Origin of the sequence: Micromonospora sp. NPDC093243, from assembly GCF_044753725.1 — a bacterium.
Classification (GTDB): Bacteria; Actinomycetota; Actinomycetes; order Mycobacteriales; family Micromonosporaceae; genus Micromonospora.
Map to the genome: position 1 here is coordinate 470333 of NZ_JBIVNT010000003.1, position 16484 is coordinate 486816.

General features: G+C 73.4%; 16 protein-coding genes. 15 read left to right on the forward strand and 1 reads right to left on the reverse strand.

Going from position 1 to position 16484, the window contains the following annotated elements:
• Positions 1-62: 62 nt before the first annotated feature.
• The 9 genes from ftsY to ACIP9D_RS11855 all read left to right on the forward strand — a co-directional run bounded on the left by ftsY (position 63) and on the right by ACIP9D_RS11855 (position 11271).
• The gene (ftsY, locus tag ACIP9D_RS11815; protein ID WP_350869644.1) at positions 63-1247 is read left to right on the forward strand and encodes a signal recognition particle-docking protein FtsY; all 1185 of its coding nucleotides are present in this window, start codon (positions 63-65) and stop codon (positions 1245-1247) included.
• A gap of 6 nt (positions 1248-1253) precedes the next feature.
• The gene (locus ACIP9D_RS11820; RefSeq protein WP_350869647.1) at positions 1254-2117 is read left to right on the forward strand and encodes an aminoglycoside phosphotransferase family protein; all 864 of its coding nucleotides are present in this window, start codon (positions 1254-1256) and stop codon (positions 2115-2117) included.
• Between the two features lie 245 nt (positions 2118-2362).
• On the forward strand, positions 2363-3775 hold the full coding sequence (locus ACIP9D_RS11825) for an ammonium transporter (protein WP_350869650.1): 1413 nt from the start codon (positions 2363-2365) through the stop codon (positions 3773-3775).
• 25 nt (positions 3776-3800) lie between these two features.
• A complete protein-coding gene (locus ACIP9D_RS11830) occupies positions 3801-4139 on the forward strand; it encodes a P-II family nitrogen regulator (RefSeq protein ID WP_348651077.1) in 339 nt (112 codons plus the stop codon).
• Between the two features lie 10 nt (positions 4140-4149).
• Positions 4150-6465 carry a [protein-PII] uridylyltransferase gene (locus tag ACIP9D_RS11835; protein WP_350869652.1) on the forward strand — a complete coding sequence of 772 codons (2316 nt, stop codon included), beginning with the start codon at positions 4150-4152 and terminating at the stop codon, positions 6463-6465.
• 95 nt (positions 6466-6560) lie between these two features.
• A complete protein-coding gene (locus ACIP9D_RS11840) occupies positions 6561-7679 on the forward strand; it encodes a histidine kinase (RefSeq protein ID WP_350869654.1) in 1119 nt (372 codons plus the stop codon).
• On the forward strand, positions 7676-8329 hold the full coding sequence (locus ACIP9D_RS11845; protein WP_350869656.1) for a response regulator transcription factor: 654 nt from the start codon (positions 7676-7678) through the stop codon (positions 8327-8329). Before ACIP9D_RS11840 ends, ACIP9D_RS11845 begins: the two co-directional genes overlap by 4 nt.
• Positions 8330-8522: 193 nt before the next feature.
• Positions 8523-10076 (forward strand): signal recognition particle protein, encoded by a 1554-nt coding sequence (gene ffh / locus ACIP9D_RS11850; protein ID WP_350869658.1) that lies wholly within the window; start codon positions 8523-8525, stop codon positions 10074-10076.
• A gap of 115 nt (positions 10077-10191) precedes the next feature.
• A complete protein-coding gene (locus ACIP9D_RS11855; protein WP_350869660.1) occupies positions 10192-11271 on the forward strand; it encodes an amidohydrolase family protein in 1080 nt (359 codons plus the stop codon).
• Positions 11272-11392: 121 nt separating this feature from the next.
• Here ACIP9D_RS11855 and ACIP9D_RS11860 read toward each other — a convergent pair whose 3' ends face one another.
• Complete coding sequence (locus ACIP9D_RS11860) at positions 11393-11950, reverse strand: hypothetical protein (protein ID WP_350869662.1); 558 nt, start codon at positions 11948-11950, stop codon at positions 11393-11395.
• Positions 11951-12019: 69 nt separating this feature from the next.
• Here ACIP9D_RS11860 and proS point away from each other — a divergent pair, with 69 nt between their 5' ends.
• The 6 genes from proS (at position 12020) to trmD (ending at position 16450) form a co-directional block, all read left to right on the forward strand.
• On the forward strand, positions 12020-13426 hold the full coding sequence (gene proS / locus ACIP9D_RS11865) for a proline--tRNA ligase (protein WP_350869664.1): 1407 nt from the start codon (positions 12020-12022) through the stop codon (positions 13424-13426).
• Between the two features lies 1 nt (position 13427).
• Positions 13428-14096, forward strand: coding sequence for a DUF402 domain-containing protein (locus tag ACIP9D_RS11870; RefSeq protein ID WP_350869666.1), 669 nt, complete (start codon positions 13428-13430; stop codon positions 14094-14096).
• Between the two features lie 274 nt (positions 14097-14370).
• Positions 14371-14844 carry a 30S ribosomal protein S16 gene (gene rpsP / locus ACIP9D_RS11875; protein ID WP_350869668.1) on the forward strand — a complete coding sequence of 158 codons (474 nt, stop codon included), beginning with the start codon at positions 14371-14373 and terminating at the stop codon, positions 14842-14844.
• Between the two features lies 1 nt (position 14845).
• Positions 14846-15079, forward strand: a complete 234-nt coding sequence (locus ACIP9D_RS11880) for an RNA-binding protein (RefSeq protein WP_013284588.1) — start codon at positions 14846-14848, stop codon at positions 15077-15079.
• Positions 15079-15648: a ribosome maturation factor RimM gene (gene rimM / locus ACIP9D_RS11885; RefSeq protein ID WP_350869670.1), complete on the forward strand. Its 570-nt coding sequence runs from the start codon at positions 15079-15081 to the stop codon at positions 15646-15648. Before ACIP9D_RS11880 ends, rimM begins: the two co-directional genes overlap by 1 nt.
• A 28-nt stretch (positions 15649-15676) precedes the next feature.
• On the forward strand, positions 15677-16450 hold the full coding sequence (trmD, locus tag ACIP9D_RS11890) for a tRNA (guanosine(37)-N1)-methyltransferase TrmD (protein WP_350869672.1): 774 nt from the start codon (positions 15677-15679) through the stop codon (positions 16448-16450).
• Positions 16451-16484 lie beyond the last annotated feature (34 nt).

The following is a 16484-nucleotide window of genomic DNA, read 5'->3' on the forward strand; positions in this document are numbered from 1 at the left end:
CCGGAACCTCTCGGGGGAGCCGTGGCTGGGACGGCGTCGTCGGCATCTGACAGGATTTCGGCATGACGGAATACCTCCTCATCGCGCTCGCCCTGCTCGGGGTGCTGATCCTCGGCGCCCTCGGGCTGGTCGTACCGCGCCTGCGCCGCCGCCCGGAGCCACCGCTGCCGACGACGGAGGTCGAGACACGGGCGGAGGAGGACCTGGCCGGCCCGCCGGTCGAGGCCCCGGAGTCCGAACTCTCCACCGGGGTGCTGGTGCCGCCCGTGGTCGAGGCGCCGACGCCGGTGCTGGAGGTCCCCGAGCCGACCGCCGGGCGGCTGGTCCGGCTGCGCGGGCGGCTCTCCCGCTCGCAGAACGCCTTCGGCAAGGGTCTGCTCGGCCTGCTCAGCCGGGACCACCTCGACGAGGACACCTGGGAGGAGATCGAGGACAGCCTGATCACCGCGGACGTCGGCATCGACGCCACCCGGGAGATCGTCGACCGGCTGCGCGAGCGCACCCGGGTGCTCGGCACCCGGACGGCCGGCGAGCTGCGTACGCTGCTCGCCGCCGAACTGGTCAACGCCCTCGCCCCGGAGCTGGACCGCTCGCTGAAGACCCAGCGCAAGGACGGCGTCCCGGCGGTGCTGCTGGTGGTCGGCGTCAACGGCGCCGGCAAGACCACCACCTGCGGCAAGATCGCCCGAGTGCTGGTCGCCGACGGCCGGAGCGTGGTGCTCGGCGCGGCCGACACCTTCCGCGCCGCCGCGGCCGACCAGCTGGAGACCTGGGGCGGGCGGGTCGGCGCCGAGACGGTACGCGGCCCGGAGGCCGCCGACCCGGCCAGCGTCGCCTTCGACGCGGTCAAGCGCGGCATCGACACCGGGGTCGACACGGTCCTGATCGACACCGCCGGCCGGCTGCAGAACAAGGTCGGCCTGATGGACGAGCTCGGCAAGGTCAAGCGGGTGGTGGAGAAGCACGGCCCGATCGACGAGACGATCCTGATCCTCGACGCCACCACCGGGCAGAACGGCCTGGAGCAGGCCCGGGTCTTCACCGAGGTGGTCAACGTGACCGGCGTGGTGCTGACCAAGCTCGACGGCACCGCCAAGGGCGGCATCGTGATCGCGGTGCAGCGCAAGCTCGGCATCCCGGTGAAGCTGGTCGGCCTCGGCGAGGGCCCCGACGACCTGGCGCCGTTCGACCCGGCCCAGTTCGTCGACGCGCTGCTGGGCACCGAAGCCGCCGCACGGGACGCGTAGGCTCGGGTGACCACCGACGATCGCGCGTACGCGGGCTGGCGCGACCCGAGCCACCCCTCGCAGCGCCTGGGGAGACCGTACGTGACGTCACAGGAGATCCCGCTGCACGGCGGGAACGTGAGCACCGTGGTCCGGGTCGGCGACACGGTCCGGCGCAACGCCGGGCCCTGGACCCCTTCCGTGCACGCCCTGCTGCGCCACCTCGAGTACGTCGGGTTCACCGGCGCCCCGCGGGCGCTCGGCATGGACGAGCGCAACCGCGAGGTGCTGTCATACCTGGAGGGGGAGTGCGGGGAGTACCCGCTCGCCCCGCACTGGGTGACCGACGAGGCGCTGGTGACCGTGGCCACCATGCTGCGGATGTTCCACGACGCCCAGTACGGCTTCGTCCCGGCGCCCGGCGCGGTCTGGCGCTCGTTCGGGCCGCCGCCGCCGGACACCGAGGTGATCTGCCACCACGACGCCGCGCCGCACAACGTCATCTGGCGGCCGGACGGCACCCTCGGGCTGATCGACTTCGACCTCGCCTCGCCCGGCGCACGGATCTACGACGTGGCGTACGCGGCGTGGACCTGGGTGCCGATCTTCTCCGACCGGGACTCGATCACCCTCGGCTGGAAGCACCCCGACCGACCGCGTCGGCTGCGCCTCTTCGCCGACGCGTACGGGCTGATCCCGCGGGACCGGCACCGGCTGATCCGGACCATCCGCAAGCGGATCGTGGACCACGTCGAGGGGATCCGGCGGATGGCCGCCGCCGGCGAGCCGGCCTTCGTCCGGATCGTGCACAAGGGGCACCTCCGCCGCCCGATGCGCGACCTGCGGCTGCTCGACTACGAGCGGCACGCGCTGGAGCACGCGCTGCGCTGAGCTGAGCCACAGCGGTGGATCGGCCGGCCGGTCGGCCATCGACGCCCGCCGTACGGCCGATCCACCGTCGTCCATGCCTCCTGGCGGACGACCCTCTTCACACGTCCGAAACAAGCCGTCACCGAACGGAAACCGGCATGGGACCCTCGGTGAAACAGCGGACAACCAAGCTTCCGCGCAACCGGCGTACGGGCGACGCTGCCCCGGAAGCCGCGAAGGAGGGAACTTAACCTTAGGAGGCCAGCGTGCCTGATGCACCGACGATCGACTCCGGCAACACCGTCTGGCTGCTGGTGTCGACCGCGCTCGTGCTCCTCATGACCCCGGGTCTGGCGTTGTTCTACGGCGGTCTGAACCGGGCCAAGGGCGTACTGAACATGATGATGATGAGCTTCACCGCCATCGGGCTCATCACCGTTCTGTGGTGGTTCTACGGCTTCAGCATCGCGTTCGGCAGCGATGTCAACGGCTTCTGGGGCGACCCGGCGGCCTACCTCGGCACCAAGACCTTCCTCGCCGAGACCGACCTCTGGGGCGCGACCGCCGAGAACCCGAGCGGCATCGGCGTCCCGCTCTACGTGTTCATGGCATTCCAGATGGTCTTCGCGGTGATCACCGTCGCGCTGATCAGCGGCGCCATCGCCGACCGGGCCAAGATCGCCGGCTGGCTGCTCTTCGCCTTCGGCTGGGCGACCCTGGTCTACTTCCCGGTCGCGCACTGGGTCTGGGGCGGCGGCATCATCGGCGGCGACATCCACGCGCTGGACTTCGCCGGTGGCACCGCCGTGCACATCAACGCCGGAGCCGCGGCCCTGGCCGTCGCGCTGGTGCTCGGCAAGCGGCTGGGCTGGCCGCGGGAGGGCATGAAGCCGCACAACATCCCGCTGGTCGCGCTCGGCGCCGGCCTGCTCTGGTTCGGCTGGTTCGGGTTCAACGCCGGCTCGGAGCTCACCGTCGACTCGGTCGCCGGGCTGGCCTTCATCAACACCCAGCTGGCCACGGCCGCCGCCGTGCTCGGCTGGATCGCGGTGGAGTGGATCAAGGACAAGAAGCCGACCCTGGTCGGCGCGTCGTCCGGCGCCATCGCCGGACTGGTGGCCATCACCCCGGCCTGTGGCTTCATCGCGCCCTGGGCGTCGGTGCTGCTCGGTCTGGTCGCCGGCGCGGTCTGCGCGGTCGCGGTGAGCCTGAAGTACAAGCTCGGCTACGACGACTCCCTCGACGTGGTCGGCGTGCACTTCGTCGGCGGTTGGATCGGCTCACTCTGGCTGGGTCTCTTCGCCACCAACTCGGTCAACGCCGCGATCACCGACGTGGTCGGCGCCTCCGACGGCCTGTTCTACGGCGGCGGGCTCACCCAGCTGGGCCGGCAGGCCCTGGCCGGCCTGATCGTCAGCGTCTGGTCGTTCGGCATCGCCTGGTTGCTCGCCTTCGCCATCGAGAAGACCATCGGCTTCCGGGTCCGCTCCGAGGCCGAGGTCGAGGGCATCGACATCGCCGAACACGCCGAGAGCGGTTACGACCTCTCGCCGGCCGGCGGCGGCAGTGGCGGTGCGTTCGCGATGGCCGGCATCGGCACGCCCGCCGGCGCCGTGGCCGGTGGCGCCAAGCCGGCGGAGGAGTCCGCCGAGCCGGTCAGCGAAAAGGTCGCCGGTTAACGTTCCTGTGATGGAGGGGTTGGACATGAAACTGGTGACCGCGGTCATCAAGCCCTACCAGCTGGACGCGGTGAAGGAGGCCCTGCACGCCCTCGGGGTGGCCGGGCTGACCGTCAGCGAGGTCCAGGGGTACGGGCGGCAGAAGGGGCACACCGAGGTCTACCGGGGTGCCGAGTACACGGTCGAGTTCCTGCCCAAGATCCGGGTCGAGGTGCTCACCGACGAGATCGACGTCGAGAAGATCGTCGACGCGATCGTCGGGGCCGCCCGCACCGGGAAGATCGGTGACGGGAAGGTCTGGGTGACCGCCGTCGAGGAGGTCGTCCGGGTCCGCACCGGCGAGCGCGGTCTCGACGCGCTGTAGGAACGCCACGATGACCTCGTTGACCGGGAGGGCCACGCCGCGAATCACCGACGGCGTGCGCCCCCCGGTCGGCGGGGTCGTCGCCGTTCCCGGCATCGGCGGGCCGGCGCGGCAGGCGCGGGCGGCCGGGTACGACGCGTTCCTCGAGCCGTTGCTGACGCATCGGGACGGGGTGGCGCTGCTCGCCGTCGGCGGGCTCGGTCGTCGGCAGTGCGCGCCCTACGGCGACCTCGACCTGGTGCTGCTGCACGCCGGGGTGCCCGGCATCGACGAGCTGGCCGCCGCGATCTGGTATCCGGTCTGGGACGCCGGCCTGCGGCTCGACCATTCGGTGCGTACCCTCGCCGAGGCGCTCTCGGTGGCCCAGGACGACGTGAAGGTGGCGCTGGGGCTGCTCGACGCCCGGCTGGTCGCCGGCGACCCGGCGCTCGCCGACGCGCTGATCCGCACCGCCGCCGACCACTGGCGGCGCACCGCCGTACGCCAGATCCCGCACCTGCGGGAGATCACCGCCGCCCGCTGGGCGGCCCACGGCGAGCTGGCCTTCCTGCTCGAGGGCGACCTCAAGGAGGCCGCCGGCGGGCTGCGTGACGTGGGCATCCTGCGGGCCATCGCCTCCGCCGGCGTCACCGATGCGCTGCGGCCCGCCGTGCGGGCCGCGCACCTGCGACTGCTGGATGTCCGCGACGCGTTGCACCAGCAGGTCGGCCGCCGGGTGGACCGGCTGCTCGCCCAGGAGCGCGACGGCGTGGCCGAACTGCTCGGGCTGGAGGACTCCGACGCCGTGCTGCGCCGGGTGGCCGGCGACGCCCGTACCGTCAGCCACGCCCTGGACGACGCGTTCCGCGCGGCCGAGCGACTGCGGGGCGGCCGGTCCCGGCTCGGCGCCGGACCTCCGGTGCGCCGGCCGGTGGCCCGGGACGTGGTCGAACACGACGGCGAGCTGGTGCTCGCCCGCACGGCGATCGGGGCCCGGCCCGACCCGAGCCTCTCCCTCCGGATCGCCGCCGCCGCGGCCACCACCCGGTTGCCGATCGCCCGGGCGACCTGCGAATGGCTGGCCGCGTACTGCCCGCCGCTGCCCGCGCCCTGGCCGGCCGAGGCCCGGGCCGCGCTGATCACCCTGCTCGGCGCCGGCGCCGGCCTGGTGCCCGCCTGGGAGACCTGCGACCGGTACGGGCTGGTCGACGGCTGGCTGCCGGAGTGGACCCGGATGCGCAGCCTGCCCCAGCACAACCCGGTGCACCGGTTCACCCTCGACCGGCACCTGGTGCAGACCGCCTTCGAGGCCAGCCGGCACACCCGCGACGTGGAGCGCCCCGACCTGCTGCTGCTCGGCGCCCTGCTGCACGACGTCGGCAAGGGGCTGCCCGGTGGCGTCGACGTACCGGCCGGACGGCACGTTCCCGGCGGCGGCTCGGCCGACCACAGCACGGTCGGCGCCCCGATCGCGGAGGCGGTGGCCGGCCGGATCGGCCTGCCCGCCGCCGAGGTCGCGGTGATCGGCCGGCTGGTCCGGCTGCACCTGCTGCTGCCCGACGTGGCCACCCGACGGGACCTGACCGACCCGGTCACCATCTCCGGGGTCGCCGACGCGGTCGGTGATCCGGCCACCCTCGACCTGCTGCACGCCCTGGTCCGGGCGGACGCCGCGGCCACCGGGCCGGCCGCCTGGTCGGACTGGAAGGGCCGACTCGTCGCCGAGCTGGTCGCCCGGGTCCGCACCGCGCTGGACACCGGGGCGCTGCCCGCCCCGCCCGCACCCGACCCGGCGCTGCTCGCCGAGCCGCTGCCGGTGGTCCAGCTGAGCGCGGACCGGGTGGCGGTCGCCGCGGCCGATCGGCGCGGCCTGCTCGCCACGGTGGCCGGCTGCCTGGCCCTGCACCGGCTCGAGGTGATCTCCGCGGACGCCTCGGCGGCCGACGGACGGGCCCTCGTCGAGTGTCGGGTGCAGCCCCGCTACGGCCTCGCGCCCGACCCGATCGCGCTCAGCGCCGATCTGCGCCGGGCGGTCGCCGGCGACGTCTCGGTCAACCAGCGGCTGCGTGGCCGGGCCCTGGCGGCCCGCGGGGCGGGTGCCGCGCCCCGGGTGGTCTGGCACCGCGAGGCGGCCACCGACGCGGCGCTGCTGGAGCTGCGCGCGGCCGATGCCGCCGGGCTGCTCTACCGGGTGGCCTGCGCCCTCGACGAGGCCGACGCCGAGGTCCGCGCGGCCCGCATCTCCACCCTCGGCGGCGACGTGGTCGACACCTTCTACCTGGTCGGCGGTTGGCCGGACGACGCCACCCGGGCGCGCCTGGAGGCCGCGGTGCTCGCCGCCGTCTGACCGGTCCGGGTCGCCGGCGGTACGTTCCCGGTCGTACGGCGAGCGCCGCCCGTCGACGCACGACGACGGCGCCCGGCGAGGGCAGAATGACCGCCATGCGTACGAGCAACCACGAGCGGCGGCGGGCGGTCCTCGCCGACACGACGCTGGCTGTGGCCCTGCTCGGGTTCGCGCTGCTGGCGACGGGACTGGCCGGGGAGAACCAGCCGGGCTCGGCCCCGGTGGATCTCTGGTGCCGGCTGCTGATCGCCGTGGCCACGCTGGCCCTGGCCGGGCGGCGGCTGGCCCCGCTCGGCACGTTGGCCGTGGTCACCGGGGCGGTCTCGACGTACCTGGTGCTCGGCTATCCGTACGGACCGGTGCTGGTGGCGTTCCTGATCGCGGTCTACACCGTGGCGGTCCGCCTTCCGGTGCGCTCGGCCGCCCCCGCCGCCGGGGTGGCGCTGGTCGCGCTGCTGGTCCACGCGTTCCTCTCCCGGGGGTCGGAGTCGGGCTGGTACGGCGTGCTGCCCGCGTCGGCCTGGGTGGTCGTCCCGTTCGCGGTGGGGGTGGCGGTGCGGACCAACCGGGAGACGGTGACCCGTACCCGGGCCGACCAGGCCCGCCGGCAGGCCGACGAGGAGCGGCTGCGTATCGCCCAGGAGGTGCACGACGTGGTGGGGCACGGGCTGGCCGCGATCAGCATGCAGGCCGAGATCGCGCTGCACCTGCTGCCGAAGCGCCCCGAGCAGGCCGAGGCGGCGTTGACCGCGATCAGCCGCTCCAGCCGGGAGGCCCTCGACGAGCTGCGGGTGACGCTCGGCGCGGTACGCCGGGGCGCGGGGCGGGAGCCGGTGCCGGGGCTGGCCCGGCTGGACGACCTGCGCGAGCGGCTCGCCGACGCCGGCCTGGCGGTGACCGTGCGGGTCGACGGCGAGCCGCGGGAACTGCCGGCGGCGGTGGACCTGGCGGCGTACCGGGTGGTGCAGGAGGCGCTGACCAACGTGCTGCGCCACGCCGGCGTACGCGCGGCTGAGGTCGTCGTCGGTTACCCGGACGGGGCGGTCACCGTGGAGGTGACCGACCGGGGCGTCGGCGGCGCCGGGGGAGCGGGGCACGGCCTGGCCGGCATGCGGGAGCGGGTCGCGGCGCTCGGCGGCGACCTGGCGACCGGGGCCCGACCCGGCGGCGGGTTCCGGGTCGCCGCGCGACTGCCGGTGGAGGAGCACCAATGATCAAGGTTCTGATCGCCGACGACCAGGATCTGGTCCGGATCGGGCTGCGTGCCCTGGTGCAGAGCGAGGACGACCTGGAGCTGGCCGGCGAGGCGGCCGACGGCCTGGCCGCCGTCGAGCTGGCCCGTCGGGAGCGCCCGGACGTGATCCTGATGGACGTCCGGATGCCCGGCGTGGACGGCATCGAGGCGACCCGGCGGATCGTCGCCGATCCGGAGCTGACCGGCACCCGGGTGATCGTGCTGACCACCTTCGAGCTGGACGAGTACGTCTTCGACGCGCTGCGGCACGGGGCCAGCGGGTTCCTCACCAAGGACACCCGCCCGGCCGAGCTGCTGCGGGCGATCCGACTGGTGGCCGAGGGGGAGGCGCTGCTCTCGCCGTCGGTGACCCGCCGGGTGGTGCGCGAGTTCGCCGCGCGGCCGCCCCGGGTGCCCCGGCCCCATCCGAGGCTCGGGGCGCTCACCGACCGGGAGCGGGAGGTGGTCGGCCTGGTCGGCGAGGGGCTCAGCAACGCCGAGATCGCCACCCGGTTGGTGCTCAGCCCGGCCACCGCGCGTACCCATGTCAGCCGGGCGATGATCAAGCTGGGCGCCCGGGACCGGGCCCAGCTGGTCGTCTTCGCGTACCAGTCGGGGCTGGTCGCCTGATCATCGACGGAGCCGCTTCCGCGGCGCACGGTCCGCGACCGGCGCGGATCCTGGCGGGCCATGGTGGGGCCCGGGGCGAGGGCTGGGCTGGGCCGGAGCGCGGGTGAGCGCGGCGGGCTACCCTAGCGATGGCCGGACTCCACGGAGCCGGCCGCCCTGTGCCCGACGAAACACTGACAAACGGGATGTTCGCGTGTTTGACACCTTGAGTGACCGCCTCTCCGGGATCTTCACCAAGCTCCGCGGCAAGGGCCGGCTCACCGATGCCGACATCGACGCCACCGCGCGCGAGATCCGCCTCGCGCTGCTGGAGGCGGATGTCGCGCTGCCGGTCGTCAAGGGCTTCATCGCCAACGTCAAGGAGCGGGCGCGCGGCGCGGAGGTCTCCCAGGCGCTCAACCCGGCCCAGCAGATCGTCAAGATCGTCAACGAGGAGCTGATCAACGTCCTCGGCGGCGAGGGGCGGCGGCTCCAGTTCGCCAAGCAGCCGCCGACGGTGATCATGCTCGCCGGCCTGCAGGGCTCCGGTAAGACCACCCTCGCCGGCAAGCTGGCCCGCTGGCTCAAGACCCAGGGCCACCAGCCGCTGCTGGTCGCCGCCGACCTCCAGCGCCCCAACGCCGTCGGGCAGCTCCAGGTGCTTGGTGGCCGGGCCGGGGTCGAGGTGTACGCCCCGGAGCCCGGCAACGGCGTCGGCGACCCGGTCCAGGTGGCCCGCGCCTCGATCGAGCACGCGAAGCGCGCGGCCCGGGACATCGTCATCGTCGACACCGCCGGCCGGCTCGGTATCGACGCCGAGATGATGCAGCAGGCCGCCGACATCCGCGACGCCGTCCAGCCGGACGAGGTCATCTTCGTCATCGACGCCATGGTCGGTCAGGACGCCGTCCGTACCGCCGAGGCGTTCCGCGACGGCGTCGGCATCAGCGGCGTGGTCCTCTCCAAGCTCGACGGCGACGCTCGCGGTGGTGCCGCGCTCTCCGTCCGCGAGGTCACCGGGCAGCCGATCCTCTTCGCCTCCACCGGCGAGAAGCTGGAGGACTTCGACGTCTTCCACCCCGACCGGATGGCCAGCCGGATCCTCGGCATGGGCGACGTCCTCACTCTGATCGAGCAGGCCGAGCAGGCCTTCGACTCCGATCAGAAGGAGAAGATGACCGCCAAGCTGATGGGCGGCGAGCAGTTCACCCTGGAGGACTTCCTCGACCAGCTCATCGCGGTCCGCCGGATGGGCCCGATCGCCAACGTGCTGGCCATGATGCCTGGCATGGGGCAGATGAAGGACCAGATCGCCGAGCTGGACGACAAGCACTTCGACCGGGTCACCGCGATCATCCGCTCGATGACCCCGGGTGAGCGGACCAACCCGAAGATCATCAACGGCTCCCGCCGGGCGCGTATCGCCAACGGCTCCGGGGTCACCGTGATGGACGTCAACCAGCTGCTCAACCGCTTCGCCGACGCGCAGAAGATGATGAAGCAGATGGGCGGCATGATGGGCCTGCCCGGTGGTGGCCGGCGCAAGGCGACCAAGTCGCCGAAGAACAAGCGCAAGGGCACCAAGGGCGGCAACCGGCCGCGCGCCGGCGCCGGGATGTCGGGCGGCTTTCCGGGCGGCATGCCGCAGCTCCCGCCGGGCCTGGACCCGGGTGACCTGGCCGGTGGGCAGGGCCTCCCGCCGGGCTTCAAGCTGCCGAAGATCGACTTCAACAAGCTCGGCAAGGGCGGTGACAACCACCCCCGCTGAACCGCGCCGACGTCGAGCGGCCCCGCCACCGGTCCTGGTGGCGGGGCCGCCGTGGTTCCGGGCCGCAGCTGGGCTGCTCGCGCGCCACAAGGAGTGATCCGGTAGGACTGTGCACATGGCTCTGCATGTGCGTGGTGTGCTGCTCCCCGACGACGAGGTCCGGGATCTCTGGCTGGTCGGCGACCGGGTGACCTTCGAGCCGGTGCCGGGTGCGCAGACCGTCGCCGACGGCGGCTTCGTGCTCCCCGGGCTGACCGACGCGCACTGCCACATCGGCATCGCCCGGGGTGGCGCGCCGATCACCTCCCTCGACCAGGCCCGCGAGCTGGCCCGCACCGACCGGGATGCCGGGGTGCTCGCGATCCGCGACGCCGGCTCGCCGTACCCGTATCCGGAACTCGAGGACGAGCCGGACCTGCCGCGGCTGGCCCGGGCCGGGCGGCACGTCGCCCCGCCGAAGCGCTATCTGCGCGACATCGGGGTGGAGGTGGGCGCCGCCGAGGTGGCCGCCACGGTGGCCGAGCAGGCCCGGGCCGGCAACGGCTGGGTGAAGCTGGTCGGTGACTGGATCGACCGGGGCGTCGGCGACCTCGCGCCGGCCTGGGACGCGGACACCATGACCGCGGCGGTCGAGGCCGCACACGCCGCCGGGGTACGCGCCGCGGTGCACACCTTCTCCGAGTCCGCCGTGGAGATCATGGTGCGGGCCGGGGTGGACTCGGTGGAGCACGGCACCGGGCTCAGCCTCGACCTGATCGACCTGATGGCCCGGCAGGGCACCGCCCTGATCCCCACGATGATCAATATTCAGACCTTCGGTGGGATCGCCGATCAGGCCCGCGCGAAGTTCCCGGGCTACGCCGATCACATGATCGCCCTGCGCGACCGCTTCCCCCAGGTGGTCCGGTCGGCGTACGAGGCGGGCGTGCCGATCTATGTGGGCACCGACGCCGGCGGGGGCATCGCGCACGGGCTGGCCGCAGAGGAGATGCTGCTGCTGCACGAGCAGGCCGGCATGTCCCCGGTCGACGTGCTCGCCGCCGCCTCCTGGCGGGCCCGGGAGTGGCTCGGCTTCCCCGGCCTGGTCGAGGGCGGCCTCGCCGACCTCGTGGTCTACCCCGAGGATCCGCGCGCCGACCTGCGGATCGTCCGCACCCCGTCCAGAATCGTCCTCCGCGGCCAAGTCCTCCGCTGACCCCGACCCCCGACCTTGTTGATCATGAAGTTGTTGCGCTCCAGCACGGCGTGTCGTGGCAACAACTTCATGATCAACCCCGGTGCGCGGGGGCGTGGAGGGGGCGGGGTGGGGGGCGGGGTCAGCGGGCGTCGATGAGGTACTGGGCCTCCACCCAGAAGCGGCCGCCGTCGGTGCCGCCGAAGGCCAGCTCGTGACGGCCCGGCGTCAGCGGCGGGACCAGCGCCCACAGGCCCCAGCAGGAGACCGGAACGGGCCACGGCCAGGTGGTGACGATGTTGTTGAAGAAGCCCCGGACCGGGAACGGCTCGGCCGAACCCGCGGGCGTCAGGGCCACCGGCACCCCGTCGACCTGTGCGTGGCCGGTGGCGCCCGGGGTGGGCTGGGCCGGACCGGCGCCCCGGCCCACCTGCCACCAGGAGAAAGCGGGGAAGAAGAGCGGCCGCCCCGCCGGCAGCGCGCACTGTCGCTGCACCGAGCCGCCGTAGCTGCCGGCGAGGAACCAGACATCCCCCGGCTGGTGGTGCCCGGCGTGGCGGCCGTACTTGTCGGCGATCGGGTCGGCCGGCCGGCGGTGCGCGGCCACCCAGCGCACCCACCTGGCGGCCAGGTCGGCGAGCGCGGGCTGGTCGGGCGAGGGCGGCACGGCCGCTCCGGGCTGCGAATCGGGGGTGGACATGACGGAAGATGCTAGCGATGTCGCGCCCGATCGCGCTGGCCCCTTGGCCGGCGCATAGGATGTGCGGTCATGGCACGCGTGCTCACTCCCCGTGCGGAGGACTTTCCCCGCTGGTACCAGGACCTGATCGCCAAGGCGAAGCTGGCCGACAACGGCCCGGTCCGCGGGACCATGGTCATCCGACCGGCCGGCTACGCCATCTGGGAGCGGATGCAGGCCGAGATGGACGCCCGGATCAAGGCGGCCGGGGCGGAGAACGCGTACTTCCCGCTCTTCATCCCCGAGAGCTACCTCAAGCGCGAGGCGCAGCACGTCGAGGGCTTCTCGCCGGAGCTCGCGGTGGTCACCCACGGTGGTGGCAAGCAGCTCGCCGAGCCGGTCGTGGTGCGCCCCACCAGCGAGACGGTCATCGGCGAGTTCATGGCCAAGTGGATCGACTCCTACCGGGACCTGCCGCTGCTGCTCAACCAGTGGGCGAACGTGGTCCGCTGGGAGCTGCGCCCGCGGATCTTCCTGCGCACCAGTGAGTTCCTCTGGCAGGAGGGGCACACCGCGCACGCCACCCGCGAGGACGCCCGTGCCTACGCCCGGCGGATCCTGCACGAGGCGTACGAGGACCTGATGGTCACCGTGCTCGGCATTCCGGTGGTGGTGGGCCTGAAGACGGCCCGCGAGCGGTTCGCCGGCGCGACCGCGACCTACACCTGCGAAGGCATGATGGGCGACGGCAAGGCGCTCCAGCTCGGCACCAGCCACGAGCTGGGGCAGAACTTCGCCAAGGCCTTCGACATCAGCTACTCCTCGGCCGAGGGCGGCCGGGAGCACGCCTGGACCACCTCCTGGGGCACGTCGACCCGGATGCTCGGCGGTCTGATCATGGCGCACGGCGACGACAACGGCCTGCGGGTGCCGCCGAAGCTGGCCCCGATCCAGGCGTACGTGATGATCGTCAAGGACGGCGAGGGCGTCGGCGAGGCGGCGGCCAAGCTGCGCGACGGCCTGCGCGACGCCGGCGTCCGGGTCGCGCTCGACGACCGGACCGACACCGCGTTCGGCCGCCGGGCCGTCGACGCCGAGCTGCGCGGCTATCCGGTACGCGTCGAGGTCGGTCCCCGCGACCTGGCCGCCGGCAACGCGGTGGTGGTGCGGCGTACCGACGGGTCGAAGACCCCCACGCCGGTCGCCGACGTGGTCGGCGCGGTGCTCGCCGCCCTCGACGCCGACCAGCAGAAGTTGCACGACCAGGCGCTGGCGAACCGCGAGTCGCGGACCGTCGAGGTGGCCACCCTGGCCGAGGCGATCGAGGCCGCCGCGACCGGCTGGGCCCGGGTGCCGTGGTCGGCGGTGGGCGTCGCGGGGGAGGCCGAGGCGAACGGCCAGGGCGTCACCGTGCGCTGCCTGCTGCGGGCCGACGGCTCGGTGCCCGACTCGGAGGACGAGCCGGACCTGGTCGCCATCCTGGCCCGCGCGTACTGAGGTGCGCCCGGGCGATCCCGCCGGACGGTTCGCGCCGGGTCGGCTGATCCTGCACCGCAACGTGCGGCGCGGCCGGATCGGTTGGGTCCGGCCGGGCCGGGTGGTCAGCGACGACGAGCGTGGCCTGCTGATCTGGGTCGCCCGGAACTCGCCGGTGGCCAGCGAGGTCACCGAGGCCGGCCTGGGCATGCGGGCGATACCGTTCGCCGAGTGGATCACCTCGTCCTACCGGCTGGCCCCCGGCCGGTGGGCCGGGCCGGGGTTGTTGAAGTTCCTGCCCACCGGCGCGGCCCACTCGGTCTGGTGGTTCTGGGACGCCGAGGGGCGATTCACCCACTGGTATGTGAACTTGGAGGAGCCGGGCGTCCGCTGGGACGACGGCGACCTGGCCGGGGTGGACATGGTCGACCAGGACCTGGACGTGGTCGTCCACCCGGACCGCAGCTGGCAGTGGAAGGACGAGGAGGAGTTCGTCGAGCGGCTGGCGCACCCGGACGACTACTGGGTGGCCGACGAGGCGGCGGTCCGCAGCGAGGGCAAGCGGGTCATCGCACAGGCCGAGGCCGGCGAGTTCCCGTTCGACGGCACCTGGTGCGACTTCACCCCGCCGGTCGAGTGGACCGTTCCGGTGGGGCTGCCGACCGGCTGGGACCGGCCGCCGGTCCGCTGACACCCGCTTTTGCCGCCGGGGGGCGTCCCCGGGATGTGCGTCGGGTCACCGGCCAAGGGCGGCGCGGGCGGGTTCTGCGCCTCCGGTGTGAGAGATCGGCAGCGGATCTGGCAGAATGGGTCGCTGGTATCCGGCGCGCGTCCGGCGCCCTCTAACCCGGGCGCGTCGCCAGTCCACCGAGCAGTCTCCGGCCCAACCCCACTGTGCCGGTCGGCGCTCACCCATGCACACCGCCCTCCCGGGCCGGTGAGATCGCAACAGGAGCGAAACAACTGTGGCCGTAAAGATCCGGCTCCTGCGGATGGGTAAAATCCGCAACCCGCAGTACCGCATCGTCGTCGCCGACTCGCGCACCAAGCGCGACGGCCGGGCGATCGAGTTCGTCGGGATCTACCAGCCGAAGGAAGACCCTTCGGTCATCGAGGTCAAGTCGGACCGGGTCCAGTACTGGCTGTCCGTCGGCGCGCAGCCGAGCGAGGCGGTGCAGCGGCTGCTGGAGCTGACCGGTGACTGGCAGAAGTTCAAGGGCCTGCCGGCCCCGCCGCCGCTGAAGGTCGCCGCCGAGCGGGCCGACCGCACCGCGGCCTACGAGGCCGAGGCGAAGGCCGCGGCCGGGCTGGCCCCGGAGACCCCGGCCAAGCCGGCCAAGAAGGCCGCCAAGGCTGCCGAGGCCCCGGCCGAGACGCCGAAGACCGAGGCCCCGGCCGAGGCTCCGGCCGCTGTCGCCGACGCCGGTGAGCAGGCCTGACATGCCTCTGCGTCCGGCGTTGGAGCACCTGGTCAAGGGCATCGTCGACCACCCGGACGACGTCCGGGTGCGGATGGTCGATTCCCGTCGGGGCAAGCGGCTGGAAGTCCGCGTGCACCCCGAGGACCTCGGCACGGTGATCGGGCGGTCCGGCCGGACCGCCAAGGCACTGCGCCAGGTGATCGGCTCCATCGGTGGGCGCGGCGTACGCGTCGACATCGTCGACTCGTACTGATGCAGCTCATCGTCGGCAGGATCGGCAAGCCGCACGGCATCCGCGGTGAGGTCACCGTGGAAGTGCGGACCGACGAACCCGAGGCGCGGTTCGCCCCTGGTTCGGTGCTGCGCACCGAACCAGGGGCGAAGCCCAAGGCCGAGCCCACGGTCGAGCCGGGGGCCGAGGCGGGCGTGCCGTTCCGGGTTCCGGCCGAGCTGACGGTGGAGACCGCCCGCTGGCACCAGGGCCGGCTGCTGGTGGTGTTCGACGGCGTGCTGGACCGCAACGTCGCCGAGGAGCTGCGCGGCACCCTACTGGCCGTGGACAGCGCCGACGTGGCCCCGCCCGAGGACCCGGAGGAGTTCCACGACCACCAGCTGGTCGGGCTCTCCGTGGTGACCCCGGACGGCGAGCAGCTGGGCGAGGTGGCCCGGATCGACCACGCACCCGCCTCCGACATGCTGGTGCTGCGCCGCCCCCAGGGGACGACGGCCCTCATCCCGTTCGTCCGGGCGATCGTTCCCGAGGTCGACCTCGCCGGCGGACGCGTGGTCGTCGACCCGCCCGGCGGCCTGCTCGATCTGTAGCGCCCGTAGACCGCTGGAGCACCCCCGCATGCGCGTCGACATCGTGTCGATCTTCCCGGAGTACTTCGCCCCGCTCGAGCTGTCGCTGATCGGCAGGGCCCGGGCCAACGGCACGCTGCGGCTGGCCGTACACGATCTGCGGACCTGGACCCACGACGTGCACCGCACGGTCGACGACACCCCCTACGGCGGTGGGCCGGGCATGGTGATGCGGCCCGAGCCGTGGGGTGAGGCGCTGGACGCCCTCGCGCCGCCGGAGGCGACGCCGCCCCGGCTGCTGGTGCCCTCCCCGGTCGGTGTCCCGTTCACTCAGGCGCTGGCGTACGAGCTCGCGGCCGAGCAGCATCTGCTGTTCGCCTGCGGCCGCTACGAGGGCATCGACCAGCGGGTGCTGGAGCACGCGGCTGCCCGGATGCCGGTCACCGAGGTCTCCCTCGGCGACTACGTGCTCTTCGGCGGCGAGGTCGCGGTGCTGGTGATGCTGGAGGCGATCACCCGGCTGCTGCCCGGCGTGCTCGGCAACGCGGGCTCGCTGGACGAGGAGTCGCACGCCCACGGGCTGCTGGAGGCGCCGGTCTACACCAAGCCGCCGAGCTGGCGGGGGCACGAGGTGCCCGAGGTGCTCCGCTCCGGAGACCACGGGCGGATCGCCCGGTGGCGGCGGGAGGAGGGGCTGCTCCGCACCGCCGTCCGCCGCCCGGACCTGCTCGCCGCGCTGGACCCGGAACGGCTGGACAAACGGGACATCGCCGCGTTGGACCGGGCCGGATTTCAGCTGCCACCGGGGGATGTGGCAAAGTAGAGGGGTTGCCGCAGTCGGCCGCGCCCGTGGGCGG